The following is a 17,985-nucleotide window of genomic DNA, read 5'->3' as shown; positions in this document are numbered from 1 at the left end:
TCTCCTCGGAGGTGCAGAAGGGCGCGGGCCAAGAGGCTCACACATCACAGCTGCAATCCGTCTATCAGTGAATCGGCCCCGATTACGGGCTCCGGGCCCGATCGAGGCCGAACGACTTCGCAGGTCAGGCCACTTGGTCCCGCCGCCGAGCCGGAACCGGGGCCGGACGGCCCTAGCGGGTTGCCCGACGCTCCCGGTCGCGATCGGAGTGCCGAGCCAGCCCCCGTGGCGGGAGCGGCCGGCCACGGACGCCCGGCTAGTGCTCCCCGACGGGCGCGCGCCACACCAGCGTCGTGCCGCCCTCGGACCCCGTGGTCAACTCCATGTCGCCGCCCAGCCGCCGGGCCCGTTCCTCCATGTTGCGCAGGCCGCTGCGGCGGCCGGTGGCGGGGATGCCCACGCCGTTGTCGGAGACCGTCAGGCGTACCTCCCTGCCGTCGGTCTCCAGCGCCACGTCGGTCTTGGAGGCGTGCGCGTGGCGGGCGACGTTCGTCAGCGCCTCGGACAGCACGGCCATCACCTCGTCGGCGGTCTCCCGGGACACATGGGTGTCCAGCAGCCCCTCCATGCGCAGGCTGGGGGCGAAGCCGAGCAGCGCCGCCGCCTCGCCGACCGCGCGGACCGCGCGCGCCCGCAGACCGGGGCCGGTGCTGGTGTCGTGCGCCCGCAGGCCGAAGATCGTCGATCTGATGATCTTGATCGTCTCGTCCAGGTCGTCGACCGCCCGCAGCACCCGGCCCGACGCCTCCTGGTGCTCGATGAACCGGCCGGCGCTCTGCAGCGTCATCCCGGTGGCGAACAGCCGCTGGATGGCCAGGTCGTGCAGGTCCCGGGCGATCCGGTCGCGCTCCTCCAGCACCGCGATCTGCTCGCTGTCCCTGCGCCGCTCGGCCAGCTCCATCGCGACCGCGGCCTGCGCGGCGAAGCCCTGCAGCGGCTCGGTCTCCTCCCCGGAGAACGCGGGCCGCCCCGCCGCCCGAACGAGCAGGACCACGCCGCGCACCCCGTCGCCGGAGCCGATGGGTACGGCCACGGCGGGGCCGAGCCCGTGGAACCGCGGGGGGCCCGACGAGACCCGTTCGTCGCGGCAGACGTCCGCGCTGGTGATGGGGGCGCCGCAGGAGAAGGCCCGGCCGATCAGGCTGTCGTCGACGGGCAGCACGAGACCGCGGTGTGCCTCCGCCTCCTCCCCGATCGCCAGATCCACCGTGAGCGCGTCGGTGTCCGCCATCGGCACGGCGACCACGGCGAGGGACGCGGAGGCGATCTCCATCGCCCGGTCCGCGATCAGCCCGAGGACGTCGCCCCCGTCCATGCCGGACATCAGCCGCTCGGTGATCTCCGTGCTCGCCCGCAGCCAGCGCTCGCGCAGCCGCGACTCCTCGTACAGGCGCGCGTTGTCGATCGCCACACCGGCGGCCACGGCCAGCGTGGACAGGACCGCCTCGTCCTCCTCGTCGAACTGTGCCCCGCCCCGCTTCTCGGTGAGGTACAGGTTGCCGAAGACCTGGTCGCGCACCCGGATCGGGACGCCGAGGAAGGAGTTCATCGGCGGGTGGTGGGGCGGGAAGCCGTACGAGGCGGGGTGGTCGGAGAGCTTGGCCAGCCGCAGCGGTTCGGGGTGCCGGATCAGCTCGCCGAGGATGCCGTGGCCCTGCGGGTAGGGGCCGATCCGGGCGATCTGCTCGTCGCTGATGCCGACCGTGAGGAAGTCCGACAGCAGCGTTCCGTCGGGGCCGATCACGCCCAGGGCCGCGTACTCGGCCTCGACCAGGACCGCCGCGGCCTCCACGATGCTGCGCAGCGCCTGCTCCAGGTTCAGCTCCCGGCCGACGGAGAGAACCGCCTCCAGCAGGCTGTGGACCCGGTCCCGGGTGCCCCGGGCCGCGTCCAGGCGGGCCTGGAGCTCCTCCAGGAGCTCGTCCAGCCGCAGCTGCGGCAGCCGAATGCGCGCCTCACGAGCCTCGTCGGGGCTTGCCACCGTCGGTCCTCCGTCCCTGGTCACGGTGCCGACACCGATCCTTCTGAACAACTGCCACGGTATCGGTACGGGGACGGGTGGCGGCACGGAGGGCCGTACGGAGGCCGACCGGGGCCGAACGGCCCTGGCGCGACCCGGGCGCAGCTCGTTTCACTGGTCTGATCGAGGCCCCTGAGCGAAACCGCTCAACGCCTACGTTCCGGATCCCTCCCTACGGACACACACCATGCCCCTCAACGACACCAGGCCGGTCCCCGTGGAACCGCGCCGGACCACCGAACTCGACAGCGCCGAGGCGCTACGGCTGCTGGGCAGCGTGCCCCTGGGCAGGGTCGTCTTCACGCGCGACGCACTGCCGACCATCCGCCCGGTCAATCACGTCCTGGCCGACGGTCACATCGTCATCCGCACCCACGAGGGTGCGGCCCTGACCTCGCACACCCGCCACAACGGCAGCTCCGGGGTCGTCGTCGCCTACGAGGCCGACGCGATCGACCCGGACACGCACCTGGGCTGGAGCGTCGTGGTCACCGGCTTCGCGGAGCTGGTGACCGACGAGCAGGAACTGGAGCGCTATCGGACGCTGTTGCGCCCCTGGGTGAGGCAGACCATGGAGTACGCCGTCCGTATCCGGCCCGATCTGGTGTCCGGAATCCTCGTCACGGAGGCGGACCGGGCCGCCGACGCATGAACCGCACGTCCTCGTGAACCGCACGTCCGTGCGCGTGACGAGACCGGGGCCGCGGCATCCGCCGCGGCCCCGGTCTCGTCGGTGCTGGTCTCAGCGATTCGGCGCCTGTGTGAGGCCGCCGACGCGGCTGCGTACCGCGTCCACCATCTCCCACTGTTCGGTGTCCAGGACGGCCAGGGCGGCGGGGAAGACACCGTCCTGCTCCTTGAGGATGTGCTCGCGCAGCAGGGCGAGCACCTCGATCAGCCGGTCCGGCCACGCGGGATCGGCCGGCACCCCTTCCTCGGCCTCGGCCAGCACCGCCTCGATACGGCGGTGCTCGGCCTCCAGTACGGCGATCTGGTCGGGGAACTCCTCGGCCATGGCGGGGAAGAGCGCGCCTTCCTCGACGGCCGTGTGGGGGACCAGCACCGCGTCGATCTCCCGGGCCAGCACCGCCATCCGCGGCACGTCACCGTCGCGCCGGGCGCCGCGCACCTCGCCGATCAGGTTGACGACGGTGTCGTGCTCGCGGGTGAGTTCGTCGATGGCGGCCAGTGACTGGCATCCGCAGTACTCGCACATCGTGCGGCTCCTTCCTGTCCGGCGGGTCCGGGTGTCAGTGCGACGGGACGGTGGCCACGCGGCGCGTGACCGCCTGGCGCACGCCGGTGGCGGTGAAGGCCAGGGCGGCGGTGGCGACGAGTCCGAGCAGGCCCAGGCCGATCGCGTACGAGCCGTAGGCGCCGTAGAGCGTGCCCATCACCAGCGGCGGCAGGAAGCCGCCCAGGCCGCCCGCGGCGCCCACGACGCCGGTGACCGAGCCGACCATGTTCGACGGGGCCAGGAGCGCCACCAGCGCGAACACCGCGCCGCTGCCGGCACCGAGCGCGGCGGCCATCGCCAGGAAGGCGACCGTGCCGACCGGGGCCAGCGAGGGGGTCATCGCCTGGACGAAGGCGCCCACGAGGACCACGCCCAGCGCGCCCGTCAGCACCCGCACCGCGCCGATGCGGTCCGACAGCCAGCCGCCCACCGGCCGCATCGCCACCGCCAGCAGCACGAACCCGGCCATCCGGTTGGCCGCGTCGGCCTGGGCCAGTCCGTAGCCGGTCTTCAGGTAGGTCGGCAGGTAGACGGAGAAGGCGACGTAGCCGCCGAAGGCCACCGCGTACAGCGCGGACGCCTGCCAGGTGATGCTCAGCTTGAAGGTGGCCGCGAGCCGGCGGGCCAGCGGCTCGGTCGGCACCGTGCGGCCGGGGGCGTCCCGCAGCAGCAGCGCGGACAGCACCGCGTAGGCCGCCAGCATGCCCGCGGTGATCAGGAACGGGTTCGCCATGCCGTGCACGTCCACCAGCTTCACCGTGGTCAGCGCGCTGATCGCGGTTCCGCCCATACCCGCGCCGAAGATGCCGATCGCCGTGCCCCGCCGCTCCGGTGGGAACCAGGCGCTGACCAGGGGCACGCCCACGGCGAACGCGGTGCCGCCCATCCCGAGGAAGAAGCCGCCCAGCAGCAGCTCGCCCAGCGAGGAGTGCCCGGCGAGACCGAGGTACAGCACCGGCACGATGGTGGCGGCCGACACCAGCGGGAACATCACCCGCCCGCCGAACCGGTCGGTCAGGGCGCCCACCGGGATCCGGCCCAGCGAACCCACCACGACCGGCACCGCCACCAAAAGTGACTGCTGGAACGAGGAGAGGCCGAGGGAGTCCTTGAACCGCGGGCCCAGGGGGCTGAGCAGCGCCCACGCCCAGAAGTTCACGGCGAATCCGACCGTGGCCAGCGCCAGCATCAGCCATGCCTGGCGCGGCACGGACGTCGTCGCGCCGTCCTTGTTCTGCGATGCCTGCAGCATCTGCCTGCTCCTCTTGCTCACAGGGTCCGGCCCGGCCGATCCGGTCCGGCTCCGGAGGGGATGCGCCTCGCGCGTTCCGCCCGTAAGAAGACTCATCCACGCCGTGCCCGCGAGGGGTGGGCCATCAGTCCCTGTCGGCCCGCCGAGCGGGCCACGCCCCCGAGGCCGTTTCGGGGCCCGGTGGCCCTCCGGTCCGCACTCGGGTGGGGAAAGCACGAGGCGACCGTCGCCGCCTTCGGCACGGTCGCCCCGGGATGCCTTCCTGGGCTGGTCAGGTGGCGGGCAACGCGGTGGCCAGCAGTACGACCCCGATCGAGCCGACGAGGGAGACGACCGCCAGGGCGCGGGCCAGTTCCGCCCGGCCCTTGGCATGGGCCCAGCCGTGTGCGGCCGCCGCCAGCATCACCGCGACGAACAGCGCCAACTTGGCCGCGAGGACGCGCCCGTAGCCGGGCTCGGCGAGGGACGCCCAGGTGACGCCCTTGTGCCAGGCGAGGGCCCAGCCCGTGCCCAGTTGCAGCGGCAGGAACACCGCGCCGGTCAGGATTCCGAAGCGGCGGCCGGCCGCCGCCGCGAAGCCGGCGAAGGCCTCCGTGTCGAGCAGTCGACGGCCCAGCGGCAACACCACGAGGGACAGGGCCAGTTGGCCGCCCACCCACACCACCGCGCCGATGACATGGATGAAACGCACCAGGCTCCACAGGCCGACGGCGCCCGTCACGGCGTCACCTCGACCATGCCGTGCGCGCCGGCTTCGGCATGGCGCATGTCGTGGTCGACGAAGGAGTAGTGGCCGGCCCCGGCGAACGTGGTCTCGACGAAACCGCCCTGGGCCGCGGAGAGATCGAGCACCTGGGACCCACCCGGCTGTTTCGGCGTCAGCAGGTACGCGCCCTCCTTGTAGACCGTGTCGAAGACGGTGCCGACGATGTGGAAGGCGATCCCGTCGCTGGGTCCGGCGGCGACGACCCAGAAGCGGGCCCGCTCCCCGGCCTTCAACTTCAGGGGCGCCTTGGCGTATTGGGCGGCGATGCCGTTGAACACCCAGGCGTCCGGGGTGTCATGGCGCATCTTGTCGACCTGTGCCGTGCTGCCGGGTGTGCCGAGATACAGCTCGGAGGAGACCAGGGCGTACTCGTGGTCCACCTCGGGCAGTCCGGGCGGGTCGATGACGACGGCGCCGTACATGCCGTTGCCCATGTGCTGGAGCATGGGCGCCGTGCTGCAGTGGTACAGCCAGGCTCCGGCCCGTTCGGCGCGGAACCGGTAGACCAGTCGCTCCCCCGGGTCGATGGTCCGCATGGGCCGGTCGGGGGCGAGGGCTCCGGCGTGGAAGTCGATGCCGTGGCCCATGCCGGTGTCGTCGTTGACGAGCGTGATCTCGAAGACGTCACCGATCCTGCCGTGCAGGGTGGGGCCCGGGGCGGTGCCGCCGAACGTCCACATCTGCTGCCGGACGCCGGGCGCGACCTCGACGGTGCGGTGGGCGGCGTGCAGTTCGACCTTGTGTACCGTCGCGCTGCCGGCGGCCGGCAGGTCGGCCGAGCGGGGTTTCCAGCCGGGCGAGAAGGCCTTGGCGAGGTCGAGTCCGCCGCTGTCGGCGGAGTCCATGGAGTGCCCGCCGTGGTCCATGTCCATGCCGGAACCGGAGGACGGGGTGCTCCGGTCGGCGGCCGCGCCCGTGCCGGACTTCACGACGATGTCCATCCGCATTCCGGCGGCACGGTGGCCGGGCACGGTGCACCACACCTTCAGGTCGTCGGTGACCTTCCCGATGTCGAGGACGTGGCTCTGGCCGTGGGACAGCAGCGGGGTCGCCGGGCCGTTCTCGGACTTGAGGTCGTGGCGCTGGGCGTCCTTGTTGGTGACCTTCAGTCGCAGCGAGGTGCCCTTGACGACCACGATGCGGTTCGGGCTCAGGCTCATGCCCGAGATGGACACATCGACGGTACGGGACCCGGCGGACGGCCCCGAGCCGCCGCCGGCCGTGTCGGTCGAACCACCGGTGTCCCAGCCGCCGTTCGCCACCAGCACGGCCAGCACGGTCAGCACCACCCCGGCCGCGGTGCCCAGCAGCGCGGGCCGCCGGGAGCCGGGAGCCGGCGACTGCCCCGGTCCGGAGCCCGCCGCGGCCTGCTCCTGATCAACGGCGCGACGGCTGTGGGCCAGCACGAGTCCGACGAGGACCAGGAACGCGGCCGCCGAGGCGCCGACCAGGCCCATGCCCACGACGGCACAGGGCCCGGGCAACGGAAGCACCGGCAGCGCCACGCCGAGGTTGAGCGCCACCAGGCGCGGCAGCCATCCCCGCTCCAGCACCGCCCGTACGACCGCCCGGTCCTTGGGGCCGCGGCTGAGCACCACGGGCAGCAGATAGGTCAGCGCGCCGATCAGGACCTGGGCGACGAAGCCGACGAGCAGCACCGGCACCAGGTCCTCCAGCACCGTCTGGACCCCCGGGACCGACCGGGCGGCCAGCATCACCAGATCGACCGCCACGCAGATCAGCAGCCAGCACGTGGCCGCCGCCAGCATCCAGGCCGCCGCCGCGGAGACGGGCCGATTGCCGCGTACGGTACGGACGAACAGCCCCGCCGCGAGGGCGACCCCGGCCGCGTACACGGCGAGGCCGGCCGCGGCCGGCCAGCGCCACTCCAGGGCGAGTGCGACGGCGGCCAGCGTCAGCCCGCCGCCGGTGAGCCACAGCACCCAGCGCGACACCCGGGTGGTGATGTCCTTCATCCGTACGCCGAGCACGGTGGGCCACAGCATGAACAGGGTCCCCACGACCGGGAGTCCGATCCAGCCGAGCATCGTGGCGTGGATGTGGGCCAGGCGCAGCCCGGCGTAGTGGGTGGCGCCCGCGTGGCCGGTGGCCAGCAGCCCGCCGAGCACGGCCCCGGCGATCAGGGCAGCGGTCGCGACGCGGTAGTAGCCGACGACCGGCTTCAGCCGGCCGCCGAGGGCGCCCCGGCCCATCCGTATCAGCACCACCAGGTGTGCGGTGGCGACGGCGACCAGCAGCACGCCGCCGACGCCGGTCAGCACGGGCAGGTCGGCCAACACGCCGACGAGGATGCCGGTGACGGCCGCGTTGGCTCCCGCGAGGCGGGCGTCGCTCCAGCGTTCGTCGGGGATCCTCGCGTGCAGCAGTGCGACGGCGAAGTGCTCGCTCCAGATGAGGATGGCGGTGGTCGCGCCGCCCAGCAGGAACATGTGGATCGCCAGCCAGCGGGCCACGGGGAGCGAGTGCTGGGCGGTGGCCGCCAGCAGGGCCAGCCCGAACCACGCGGCGACGACCACGTGGGCGCGCATGTGGCGCACCCGCAGCCCGGACTCCCTGAATCTGCTGGGGTACTTGGCGGGTCCGTGGGGGCCGTCGGCCTGCGCGGGTCCGCGCCCGATGGTGATCATGCCGTTCCGCCGGGGGTGTCGGGCAGGAGCTCGGCCAGCTCCCGCTGGTAGGGGAAGGACCCGGGGCGGTAGCCGCACCAGGGTTCCTCCGCGTAGGGGTCGCCGGTGACGCCGTACGCGCGGGAACGCGATCCGCCGCACACGCGGCGGAACTCGCAGCCACCGCACCGCCCGCCGAGCCGGTCGGCGTCCCGCAGGCCGGTGAACAGGTCGGAGTTCCGGTAGATCCCGGTCAGCGGCGTCTCCCGCACGCTGCCCGCGCCCAGGGGCAGGAAGCCGCTGGGATGGACGGTGCCGGTGTGCGAGACGAAGACGAAACCGCGGCCGGCGTTGACGTCCAGCGGAGGCCGGCGGGTGCGCCGCTCGCCCGCGTCGAGCCCGAGTTCGGCGGCGCGCTCGCGCAGCCGCAGGTAGAGCGGGCCGAGCCCGAGGACGGCCACCGGGTCGCCGCCGGTGTCCGCCAGGATCCGGCGTTGCAGGGCGACCCGGCGGAAGTGGTGGGCCTCGGTGGTCTTGGCGGGCACGCTCAGCCCGACGTCGTACACGAAGTTGAGGACGTCCTCGGTCTCGGCGGCGGTCAGGGCGCCGAGCGCCCGGCCACGGCCGGTGGGCACCAGGAAGAAGGCGCTCCACAGCATCGCTCCGTGCTCGCGGACCAGCCGGACGATGTCGGGCAGGTCGTGCAGGTTGTGCCGGGTGACCGTGGTGTTGATCTGCACCTTCATGCCGAGGGCGCGTGCGGTGTCCCAGGCGTCGAGCGTCCAGCCGTAGACACCGTCGACGCCGCGGAAGCCGTCGTGCAGGGCGGCCGTGGAGCCGTCCAGGCTCAGGGAGAGGCCTTTGGCGCCCGCCTCGTGCACGGCCCGGAGCCGGTCCGGGGTGAGGGTCGGGGTGCCGGAGGGCGAGACGGCGACCGGCAGCCCGATCTCCCGTCCGTACCGGATCAGGTCCAGCAGGTCGGGGCGCTGGAAGGGGTCTCCGCCGGTGATCACGAACAGCGGGGCGGGATGCCCGAAGGCGGCCACCTGACGCATGAGGTCCTGGGCGGCGGCGGTGTCCAGTTCGCGCGGGTCGCGGTCGGGTACGGCCTCGGCACGGCAGTGCAGACAGGCCAGCGGGCAGGCCCGGGTGCTCTCCCAGATGACGATGAAGGGCCTGTCGGCCGCGTCCTGATGCTGCCGACGCACCACACGGGCGGCGCTCATCGCCCTGCCTCCGGGCGGCCGTTCACGCACAGGCCGGCTCGCCCCGCCGCCGGGCGGCCGCTCGCGCGGCGTCCGGTTCCGGCCGCCCCGCCGCGGTGGCAGTCGCGGTGGGCGGCCGGCCGGCGACCGGACCGTTGGGTACGCCCCGCCCGCCACGGCACTGTCGGGGGGAACTGTCCGGGCGAGCGCCCGATGCGGTCGTACACGTCAAACCTCCGGTTCGGTCGACGCCAGCATGTCCGGGAGCCGGCCGGCGACGCCTGTGCCACCGGTCCCTGCGCCGCGGGCCGTGGGTCCCCGGCCCGGCCGGATTTCTCGGGTCGGTCAGACCCGGTGACAGGGCCGTTCGGCCCAGGTGCCGGGGCACGCGCGGCGCTTAGCGTTCGCAACCATGGAGAAAGACGAGAACGCCCGCCCCGCCAAGCCGCGCGCCGGAGAGGGCTGGCCGCTGGCGGCCCGGCGGCTGCTCACGCGCCGTGAGGTGTCGGCGGACGGTCGCGCCGTGTTCGGTGAGGGCGACCCGCAATGGGAGAGCTTCTACCGGGACCGCTGGTCGCACGACAAGGTGGTGCGCTCCACCCATGGCGTGAACTGCACCGGTTCCTGCTCGTGGATGGTGTACGTCAAGGACGGCATCATCACGTGGGAGCACCAGGCCACCGACTACCCGTCGATCGGCACCGACTGCCCGGAGTACGAGCCGCGCGGCTGCCCGCGGGGTGCCTCCTTCTCCTGGTACACCTACTCGCCCAGCCGGGTCCGCTACCCGTACGTACGGGGCACGCTGCTGAAGCTGTGGCGCGAGGCCCGGCGCCGGCTCGGCGACCCGGTGGCGGCCTGGGCGGAGATCACCGGCGACCCGGCGAAGGCGCGCGCGTACAAGCGGGCCCGCGGCAAGGGCGGCCTGGTGCGCGCCGACTGGGACGAGGTGGCCGAGCTGGTCGCCGCCGCCCATGTGCACACCGTCCGGGCGTACGGCCCGGACCGGGTGGCGGGCTTCTCGCCGATCCCGGCGATGTCCATGGCGTCCTTCGCGGCCGGCGCCCGGTTCATGTCGCTGATCGGCGGCACGCTGCTGTCGTTCTACGACTGGTACGCCGACCTGCCGGTCGCCTCGCCGCAGGTCTTCGGCGACCAGACGGACGTACCGGAGTCCGCGGACTGGTGGAACGCGGGCTATCTGATCATGTGGGGCTCCAACATCCCGGTGACCCGCACGCCCGACGCGCACTTCCTGACCGAGACCCGCTACAACGGCACCAAGGTCATCGCGGTCAGCCCCGACTACGCGGACAACGTGAAGTTCGCCGACGAGTGGCTGGCCCCGCACCCGGGCACGGACGGGGCGCTGGCCATGGCGATGGGCCACGTGATCCTGCGCGAGTTCCTCGTCGACCGCCAAGTGCCCTACTTCCAGGACTACTTGCGGAAGTTCACCGACGCCCCGTTCCTGGTCACGCTGCGCGAGCGGGACGGCGGCCACGTGCCGGACGGGTTCCTGACGGCCGCCGACCTCGGCGACACGAGCGAGCACGCGGAGTCCAAGACCGTCCTGGTGGACAGCGCGAGCGGCGAGCCGGTCGTGCCGAACGGCTCGCTCGGCTTCCGCTGGGGCGAGGAGGGCAAGGGCCGCTGGAACCTCGACCTGGACGACACCGTGCCCGCGCTGAGCCTGCTGGCGGAGGCCGGGGACGCGGTCGCCGTGGCCCTGCCGCGCTTCGACGAGGGCGCCACCGAGGGCGGTTCGTTCATGGTGCGCGGGGTGCCGGTGCGCCGGATCGGCGGCCGCCTCGTCACCACGGTGTTCGACCTGATGCTCGCCCAGTACGGGGTGCGGCGGCCGGGTCTGCCGGGCAGCTGGCCGTCCTCGTACGACGACGCGGACCAGCCGTACACCCCGGCCTGGCAGGAGACGATCACCTCGGTGCCGGCCGAGCAGGCGGCCCGGATCGCCCGGGAGTTCGCCCGCAACGCCGAGCGCACCAACGGCCGTTCCATGATCGCCCTGGGTGCGGGGACCAACCACTGGTTCCACTCCGACACGATCTACCGGGCCTTCCTGGCCCTGACGACGATGACCGGCTGCCAGGGCGTGAACGGCGGCGGCTGGGCGCACTACGTCGGCCAGGAGAAGGTCCGTCCGGTCACCGGGCAGCAGCACCTGTCGTTCGCCTTCGACTGGCAGCGGCCCACCCGGCACATGGCGGGCACCTCGTACTGGTACCTCAACTCCGACCAGTGGCGCTACGAGGCCTTCGGGCCGGACGAGTTGGCCTCGCCGCTCGGTGAGGGCCGGTTCAAGGGCAAGGGCTTCGCCGACTGCCTCGCGCAGGCGATACGCCTGGGCTGGACGCCCGGTCACCCCGGCTTCAACCGCAACCCGCTGGATCTCACGGACGAGGCGAGGTCGCAGGGACGCGAGGTCGGCGAGCACATCGTCGAGGAACTGAAGTCCGGACGGCTGCGGTTCGCCGCAGAGGACCCCGACGACCCGGCCAACTTCCCGCGTGTCCTGACCGTGTGGCGGGCGAACCTGCTGGGCTCGTCCGGCAAGGGCAACGAGTACTTCCTGCGCCACCTGCTGGGCACGGACGCGGCGGTCCGCTCCACGGAGACTCCGCCCGAGGCCCGCCCGAAGGAGGTGGTGTGGCGCGAGGAGGCCCCCGAGGGCAAGTTGGACCTGATGGTCGCGGTGGACTTCCGGATGACCTCCACCGGCCTGCTCGCCGACGTCGTCCTCCCGGCCGCGACCTGGTACGAGAAGGACGACCTGTCCAGCACGGACATGCACCCCTTCGTGCACGCCTTCACGCCGGCCATCGCCCCGCCCTGGCAGGCGCGCACCGACTACGACACGTTCCTCACCATCGCCGACAAGTTCAGCGAGCTCGCCGCCGACCACCTCGGCACCCGCACCGACGTCCTCGCCGTGCCGCTGCTGCACGACACACCGGACGAACTCGCCCAGCCCGGCGGTGTCGTACGGGACTGGAAGGCGGGCGAGTGCGAGCCGGTGCCGGGACGCACCATGCCGAAGCTGGTCGTGATCGAGCGGGACTACGCGGCGATCGCCCAGAAGATGCGCGCGGTCGGCCCCCTGCTGGACAAGCTGGGCACGACCACCAAGGGCGTCACCGTCCACCCGGACCAGGAGATCGAGGAGCTGCGCCACCGCAACGGCACCGTGCGCGACGGGATCGCCGCGGGCCGCCCCGCCCTGGCCACCGCCAGCCACATGTGCGAGGCCATCCTGGCCCTGTCCGGCACGACCAACGGACGGCTCGCCACGGAGGGCTTCCGCGAACTGGAGCGGCAGACGGGCAGCGAGGGCCTGGTGGAACTCGCCGCCGAGCGTGAGGCGGAGCGGATCACCTTCGCCGACACCCGCACCCAGCCGCGCGCGGTGATCACGTCGTACGAGTGGTCGGGTTCGGAGACCGGCGGCCGCCGCTACTCGCCGTTCGTCATCAACGTCGAGCACAAGAAGCCCTGGCACACCCTCACCGGACGCCAGCACTTCTTCGTCCAGCACGACTGGATGGCCGAGCTGGGTGAGCAACTGCCGGTCTACCGGCCGCCGTTGAACACGCCCCGGCACTACGGCGACGAGCACCTGCGCGAGGACGGCCGGGCCGAGGTCACGGTCCGCTATCTGACCCCGCACTCCAAGTGGTCCATCCACTCGAACTACCAGGACAACGCCCACATGCTCGCCCTGTCCCGCGGCGGCCCCGTGATCTGGATGTCCACCGGCGATGCCGAGAAGATCGGCGTCAAGGACAACGAGTGGATCGAGGCGTACAACCGCAACGGCGTGGTCGCCGCCCGGGCCGTGGTCACCCACCGCATGCCCGAGGGCACGGTGTACATGTACCACGCCCAGGACCGCAACGTGAACGTGCCGAAGACCGAGGTCAGCGGCAGGCGCGGTGGCATCCACAACTCCCTGACCCGGCTGCTGCTCAAGCCCACCCATCTCGCGGGCGGCTACGCGCAGTTCACCTACGCCTTCAACTACTACGGCCCGACCGGAAACCAGCGCGACGAGGTCACGGTCATCCGCCGTCGCTCGCAGGATGTGGAGTACTGACATGCCCCGTGACGGAGCCACCATCGGACGCGTCATGGCCCAGGTCGCGATGGTGATGAACCTCGACAAGTGCATCGGCTGCCACACCTGCTCGGTCACCTGCAAGCAGACGTGGACCAACCGCACCGGCGTCGAGTACGCCTGGTTCAACAACGTCGAGACCAAGCCCGGCGTCGGCTACCCCCGCCGCTACGAGGACCAGGAGCAGTGGAAGGGCGGCTGGATGCTCGACAAGCGCGGCCGGCTGGTGCTGCGCTCGGGCGGCCGGGTCAAGCGGCTGCTCTCGTTGTTCTCCAACCCCGACCTGCCGTCCATCGAGGACTACTACGAGCCGGTCACCTACGACTACGACAACCTGGTCAGCGCCCCGGCCGGGCCGGACATGCCCGTCGCCCGCCCCCGCTCGGTCCTCACCGGCAAGCCCACCGACATCACCTGGGGCGCCAACTGGGAGGACAGCCTGGGCGGCGCGCCCGAGCACGCCGGCGCGGACCCCAACCTCTCCGGCGAGTGGGCGGAGAAGGTGAAGTTCGAGTTCGAGCAGACCTTTCTCTTCCACCTGCCCCGGCTGTGCGAGCACTGCCTCAACCCTGCCTGCGTCTCGGCCTGCCCCTCGGGCGCGATGTACAAGCGGGTGGAGGACGGCATCGTCCTGGTCGACCAGGACCGCTGCCGCGGCTGGCGGATGTGCGTGACCGCGTGCCCGTACAAGAAGGTGTACGTCAACCACGTCACCGGCAAGGCCGAGAAGTGCACCTTCTGCTTCCCGCGCATCGAGGCCGGTCAGCCCACCATCTGCTCCGAGACCTGCGTCGGTCGGCTGCGCTACCTGGGCCTGCTGCTGTACGACGCCGACCGCGTCGGCGAGGCCGCCGCCACGCCGGACGAGAAGGACCTGCTGGACGCCCAGCGCGGCGTCTTCCTCGACCCGTCCGACCCCGAAGTGATCGCCGCGGCACGCAGATCCGGCATCCCCGAGGACTGGCTGGACGCCGCCCGCCGCTCCCCCGTGTACGACCTGGTGATGACGTACAAGGTGGCGCTGCCGCTGCACCCGGAGTACCGCACCATGCCCATGGTCTGGTACGTGCCCCCGCTCTCCCCCGTCCTCGACGCGGTCGACGCGGCGGGCGGCAACCAGGACGACCCCGACCATGTCTTCGCCGCGGTCACCCAGCTGCGCATCCCGCTGGAGTACCTGGCCGAGCTGTTCACGGCCGGGGACGCCGACGTCGTCGCGGGCGTGCTGATGAAGCTCACGGCGCTGCGCTCGTACATGCGCGAACGCATCCTCGGCGAGCCGGGCGACGAGAGCGCGCTGAAGGCCGTGGGCCTGACGGCCCGCGAGGCGGAGGACATGCACCGGCTGCTCGCCGTCGCCAAGTACCAGGACCGGTACGTCATCCCCGCAGCGCACAAGGAGGACGCGGCCGCCCTGTCCGCGATGGAGAACCGCTGCCCGGTGGAGTCCTCCGGCGATCCCCAGCCCACCGACGGCCGCCGCGTGATGCTCGGCATCCCCACCCTGCGCCGCCGCAACCCCGACGCTCCCGCCGGAGGCCACCCGTGAGCCCGCTGCCCGCCACCGTCCCCGAGATCGTGCGCACCCGTATCCGCGCGGCCACCCGCCGCCGGGCCCCGCTCACCCCGCGCGAGGCGGAGGACCGTGCCCTGCTGCTGCGGCTGATGTCCCTGCTGCTGCAGTACCCGGACGCCGAACTCGTCGCCGCCCGCCCGGTCGTCGAAGCCACCGTGGCGGCGCTGGACCCCTCGCCGGCCGCCACCGAACTGGCCGCCTTCACCGCCTGGTCGACCGCGCAGGAGTCCGACGCGCTGGAGCAGCACTACGTCGAGACGTTCGACCTGCGCCGCAAGAGCAGCCTCTACCTCACCTACTACCTGCACGGTGACACCCGCCGCCGCGGCATGGCCCTGCTCGCCCTGGCCCAGCGCTACCGCGCCGCCGGCTGGGACACGGACGGCGGGGAACTGCCCGACCACCTCCCGGTCGCCCTGGAGTTCGCCGCGCTCTGCGGGCCGGGCCCCGGCGAGGCGCCGCTGCGCCAGCACCGGCGCGGGCTGGAGCTGATCCACCGGGCGCTGACCGACACGAAGTCCCCCTACCGGCACGTCCTGGCCGCCCTGCTCAGCCTCCTGCCGCCGGCCACCGAGGCAGACCTGAAGGCCGTGGCCGAGCTGGCCGCCCAGGGGCCGCCCAACGAGGACGTCGGCCTCGACCCGTACGGCAGCGGGGAGTTCGCCCCGCCCGGCACCTTCGTGCCGCCCGAGCAGGCCCCGCCGACCCTCATGCCGCCCCTGTCCTCCCCGGAAGGCCTCCGATGAGCACCGCCGCCTCCCTCGCCACCACCACCAGCGGCGCCGACCTGCTGCTGTGGGTCGCGTTCCCCTACATCTGCCTGGCCGTGTTCACCGTCGGGCACATCTGGCGCTACCGGCAGGACCAGTTCGGCTGGACCTCCCGCACCAGCCAGCTCCTCGAACACCGCTGGCTGCGCTGGGGCAGCCCGCTGTTCCACCTGGGCGCGTTCATGGTCATCGGCGGACACGTGGTGGGCCTGGCGGTCCCCGCCTCCTGGACCGAGGCCGCGGGCATCAGCGAGCACCAGTACCACACCACGGCCGTGTGGGCCGGCTCGGTGGCGGGCGTCGCCATGGTCACCGGGCTGGGCATGCTGTGCGCCCGGCGACTGCTGACCCGCCGGATCCGCCTCGGCACCGACCGCAGCGACAAGTTCCTCTTCCCGCTGCTGTCCGCCACGGTGCTGCTGGGCATCACCGCGACCGCCGCGCACAACGTCTTCGGGCCGGGCTACGACTACCGGGAGACCATCTCCGTCTGGTTCCGCGGCATCTTCACCCTGCAGCCCCAGCCGGAGGCGATCACCGGCGCCCCGCTGCTGTTCCAGCTGCACGCCCTGACCGCCTGCCTGCTCTTCGCGGCCTGGCCGTTCACCCGCCTCGTGCATGTGTGGAGCGTGCCCATCGGCTACCTGGCCCGCCCGTACCTGGTCTACCGCCGCCGCACGAACACCCCGGTGGCGCCGGCCAGGGCACGGCGCAGCGCCCGGCGAGCGGCATGAGCCAGGCCCACACAGCCCCTCGGGCAGTACCGAGTACGGAGCGGGAGCACACGATGGACACATGGATCGACGCGGTGAAGGAAGAGCTGGGCATCGACCTGGAGGTCGACCGGGCCGTCCTCCTCGATCTCGCGCGCGACACCGCGCACGGCATCGCCCGGCCCGCCGCGCCGCTGACCGCCTTCCTGGTGGGTTACGCGGCGGGCCTGGAGGGCGGCGGCCCGCAGGCCGTGGCCGTGGCCGCCCGTCGGGCCACGGAACTGGCGGCGCGCTGGGGCGATGAGACCGATCACGGCCCGGCCACCCTCGGCTGAGCACCATGAACGGACCCGCATCCCTCACTCTCGACCGCGAGCCGTGGCAGGAGGAATGTCCGCGCGTTCCCGACTCCCCGAGCACCGCGTCCGCGTCCGCGTCCACACACGGTCACGGGCACGGGCACGGTCGTACGGACTGGTTCGAGGCACATCGCACGGCGGGCGGCGCCGCGGTGGCGCTGCCCGCCGTGCGTCTGTCCCTGGCCGAGGCGCTCGGCCAGGTGCTGGCCGAGCCGCTGTGCGCGCTGACCGACCTTCCGTCGTTCGACACCTCGGCGATGGACGGCTGGGCGGTGGCCGGTCCCGGGCCCTGGCAGCTGTCCGGCCGCCTGCTGGCCGGGCAGTCGCCCGGCGAGCGGCTCTTGGACGGCCGTGCCGTACAGATCGCGACCGGCGCCCCGCTGCCGCCCGGGGCGAGCGCCGTCCTGCGCCGGGAACACGGCCACGTGGAAGGCTCCTTCCTGCATGCCGCGCACGAGGTGCCCGAACCCGGCCGGGACATCCGGCCGCGCGCCCAGGAGTGCCGGGCGGGCGAGGCCCTGCTCGGTGCCGGGGCGCCGGTCACCCCGGCGGTGCTCGGGCTGGCGGCCGCCGCCGGGTACGACGCGTTGTGCGTCGTCAGGCGTCCCCGGGTGGACGTCCTCGTGCTCGGCGACGAGTTGCTGGAGCGCGGTCTGCCCTCGGGCGGCCGGGTCCGGGACGCGCTCGGCCCGCTCCTGCCGCCGTGGCTGGGCATGCTGGGCGCGGAGGTGACCGCCGTACGACGGATCGTGGACGACGCGGACGCCTTGCTGGAGACGGTCACCGGAACGAGCGCGGACCTCGTCGTCACGACGGGAGGGACGGCCGCCGGTCCCGCGGACTTCGTCCATCCCGTGCTGCGAAGGATCGGCGCCGGGCTGCTGGTCGACGGCGTCGCGGTGCGCCCCGGTCATCCCATGCTGCTGGCCGAACTGCCGGCCGGCGGGCACCTGGTGGGGCTCCCGGGCAATCCGCTGGCCGCCGTCTCCGGCGTGCTCACCCTCGTCGAACCCCTGCTGCGCACGCTGAGCGGCCGAGCCGCCCAGGCGCCGGTGACGGCCGCGGTGGCCTCCGACGTGCCCGGCCGTCCGTCCGACACCCGTCTGGTGCCGGTGGCCCTGGACGACAGGTCACGAGCCGTACCGCTGCGCTTCCACGGCCCGGCGATGCTGCGCGGGCTGGCCGGCGCCTCCGGCATGGCGGTCGTTCCGCCGGGAGGGGTTCGCGCCGGCACGCGGACCACCGTGCTGGCCATGGGCTGGGGAACGCCCGGAGCGGCAGGCGTGGGGTACTGATCGATCCCGGCAGACTCTCGGAAGACGGCGAGG

12 protein-coding genes and 1 pseudogene are annotated in these 17,985 nt (G+C 72.9%); 7 read left to right on the top strand and 6 right to left on the bottom strand.

Going from position 1 to position 17,985, the window contains the following annotated elements; all coding sequences use genetic code 11:
- Nucleotides 1-256 precede the first annotated feature (256 nt).
- Entirely contained in the window at nucleotides 257-1,981 is a 1,725-nt protein-coding gene (locus tag IPZ69_RS18815; protein WP_235455302.1) for a sensor histidine kinase, read from the bottom strand.
- Between the two features lie 226 nt (nucleotides 1,982-2,207).
- Between IPZ69_RS18815 and IPZ69_RS18810 the strand changes: the two genes are divergently transcribed.
- Nucleotides 2,208-2,672 carry a pyridoxamine 5'-phosphate oxidase family protein gene (locus tag IPZ69_RS18810; RefSeq protein ID WP_235455301.1) on the top strand — a complete coding sequence of 155 codons (465 nt, stop codon included), beginning with the start codon at nucleotides 2,208-2,210 and terminating at the stop codon, nucleotides 2,670-2,672.
- Between the two features lie 90 nt (nucleotides 2,673-2,762).
- Here IPZ69_RS18810 and IPZ69_RS18805 read toward each other — a convergent pair whose 3' ends face one another.
- The 5 genes from IPZ69_RS18805 to IPZ69_RS18785 all read right to left on the bottom strand — a co-directional run bounded on the left by IPZ69_RS18805 (nucleotide 2,763) and on the right by IPZ69_RS18785 (nucleotide 9,128).
- Nucleotides 2,763-3,236: a hemerythrin domain-containing protein gene (locus IPZ69_RS18805; protein WP_235455300.1), complete on the bottom strand. Its 474-nt coding sequence runs from the start codon at nucleotides 3,234-3,236 to the stop codon at nucleotides 2,763-2,765.
- 34 nt (nucleotides 3,237-3,270) lie between these two features.
- A complete protein-coding gene (locus tag IPZ69_RS18800; RefSeq protein ID WP_235455299.1) occupies nucleotides 3,271-4,509 on the bottom strand; it encodes an MFS transporter in 1,239 nt (412 codons plus the stop codon).
- Between the two features lie 271 nt (nucleotides 4,510-4,780).
- Nucleotides 4,781-5,230, bottom strand: coding sequence for a hypothetical protein (locus tag IPZ69_RS18795; RefSeq protein ID WP_235455298.1), 450 nt, complete (start codon nucleotides 5,228-5,230; stop codon nucleotides 4,781-4,783).
- Nucleotides 5,227-7,923: a multicopper oxidase domain-containing protein gene (locus IPZ69_RS18790; protein WP_235455297.1), complete on the bottom strand. Its 2,697-nt coding sequence runs from the start codon at nucleotides 7,921-7,923 to the stop codon at nucleotides 5,227-5,229. Before IPZ69_RS18790 ends, IPZ69_RS18795 begins: the two co-directional genes overlap by 4 nt.
- Nucleotides 7,920-9,128, bottom strand: a complete 1,209-nt coding sequence (locus IPZ69_RS18785) for a TIGR04053 family radical SAM/SPASM domain-containing protein (RefSeq protein WP_235455296.1) — start codon at nucleotides 9,126-9,128, stop codon at nucleotides 7,920-7,922. Before IPZ69_RS18785 ends, IPZ69_RS18790 begins: the two co-directional genes overlap by 4 nt.
- Nucleotides 9,129-9,519: 391 nt before the next feature.
- On the opposite strand from IPZ69_RS18785, the gene IPZ69_RS18780 reads away from it, so the two are divergent.
- The 6 genes and pseudogenes from IPZ69_RS18780 (at nucleotide 9,520) to IPZ69_RS18755 (ending at nucleotide 17,952) form a co-directional block, all read left to right on the top strand.
- Nucleotides 9,520-13,218 carry a nitrate reductase subunit alpha gene (locus IPZ69_RS18780; protein WP_235455295.1) on the top strand — a complete coding sequence of 1,233 codons (3,699 nt, stop codon included), beginning with the start codon at nucleotides 9,520-9,522 and terminating at the stop codon, nucleotides 13,216-13,218.
- Between the two features lies 1 nt (nucleotide 13,219).
- Nucleotides 13,220-14,788 carry a nitrate reductase subunit beta gene (gene narH, locus IPZ69_RS18775; protein WP_235455294.1) on the top strand — a complete coding sequence of 523 codons (1,569 nt, stop codon included), beginning with the start codon at nucleotides 13,220-13,222 and terminating at the stop codon, nucleotides 14,786-14,788.
- A complete protein-coding gene (narJ, locus tag IPZ69_RS18770) occupies nucleotides 14,785-15,561 on the top strand; it encodes a nitrate reductase molybdenum cofactor assembly chaperone (RefSeq protein ID WP_235455293.1) in 777 nt (258 codons plus the stop codon). Before narH ends, narJ begins: the two co-directional genes overlap by 4 nt.
- On the top strand, nucleotides 15,558-16,319 hold the full coding sequence (narI, locus tag IPZ69_RS18765) for a respiratory nitrate reductase subunit gamma (RefSeq protein WP_235455292.1): 762 nt from the start codon (nucleotides 15,558-15,560) through the stop codon (nucleotides 16,317-16,319). Before narJ ends, narI begins: the two co-directional genes overlap by 4 nt.
- 38 nt (nucleotides 16,320-16,357) lie before the next feature.
- A pseudogene (locus IPZ69_RS18760) lies at nucleotides 16,358-16,633 on the top strand (DUF6457 domain-containing protein); the annotation flags it as partial.
- Between the two features lie 5 nt (nucleotides 16,634-16,638).
- Nucleotides 16,639-17,952, top strand: coding sequence for a molybdopterin molybdotransferase MoeA (locus IPZ69_RS18755; RefSeq protein ID WP_235455291.1), 1,314 nt, complete (start codon nucleotides 16,639-16,641; stop codon nucleotides 17,950-17,952).
- Nucleotides 17,953-17,985 lie beyond the last annotated feature (33 nt).

It is taken from the genome of Streptomyces olivochromogenes, assembly GCF_021538895.1.
GTDB lineage: Bacteria > Actinomycetota > Actinomycetes > Streptomycetales > Streptomycetaceae > Streptomyces > Streptomyces olivochromogenes_A.
The sequence above is the reverse complement of the archived record's forward strand: the minus strand, read 5'-3'. Positions and strand labels throughout refer to the sequence as shown.

What these genes read in the sequence shown, in the direction of transcription:
- IPZ69_RS18780 (WP_235455295.1), top strand. Translation starts at nt 9,520, where the DNA reads ATGGAGAAAGACGAGAACGCCCGCCCCGCCAAGCCGCGCGCCGGAGAG.
- IPZ69_RS18800 (WP_235455299.1), bottom strand. Translation starts at nt 4,509, where the DNA reads ATGCTGCAGGCATCGCAGAACAAGGACGGCGCGACGACGTCCGTGCCG.
- narI (WP_235455292.1), top strand. Translation starts at nt 15,558, where the DNA reads ATGAGCACCGCCGCCTCCCTCGCCACCACCACCAGCGGCGCCGACCTG.
- IPZ69_RS18785 (WP_235455296.1), bottom strand. Translation starts at nt 9,128, where the DNA reads ATGAGCGCCGCCCGTGTGGTGCGTCGGCAGCATCAGGACGCGGCCGAC.
- IPZ69_RS18805 (WP_235455300.1), bottom strand. Translation starts at nt 3,236, where the DNA reads ATGTGCGAGTACTGCGGATGCCAGTCACTGGCCGCCATCGACGAACTC.
- IPZ69_RS18790 (WP_235455297.1), bottom strand. Translation starts at nt 7,923, where the DNA reads ATGATCACCATCGGGCGCGGACCCGCGCAGGCCGACGGCCCCCACGGA.
- IPZ69_RS18755 (WP_235455291.1), top strand. Translation starts at nt 16,639, where the DNA reads ATGAACGGACCCGCATCCCTCACTCTCGACCGCGAGCCGTGGCAGGAG.
- IPZ69_RS18810 (WP_235455301.1), top strand. Translation starts at nt 2,208, where the DNA reads ATGCCCCTCAACGACACCAGGCCGGTCCCCGTGGAACCGCGCCGGACC.
- narH (WP_235455294.1), top strand. Translation starts at nt 13,220, where the DNA reads ATGCCCCGTGACGGAGCCACCATCGGACGCGTCATGGCCCAGGTCGCG.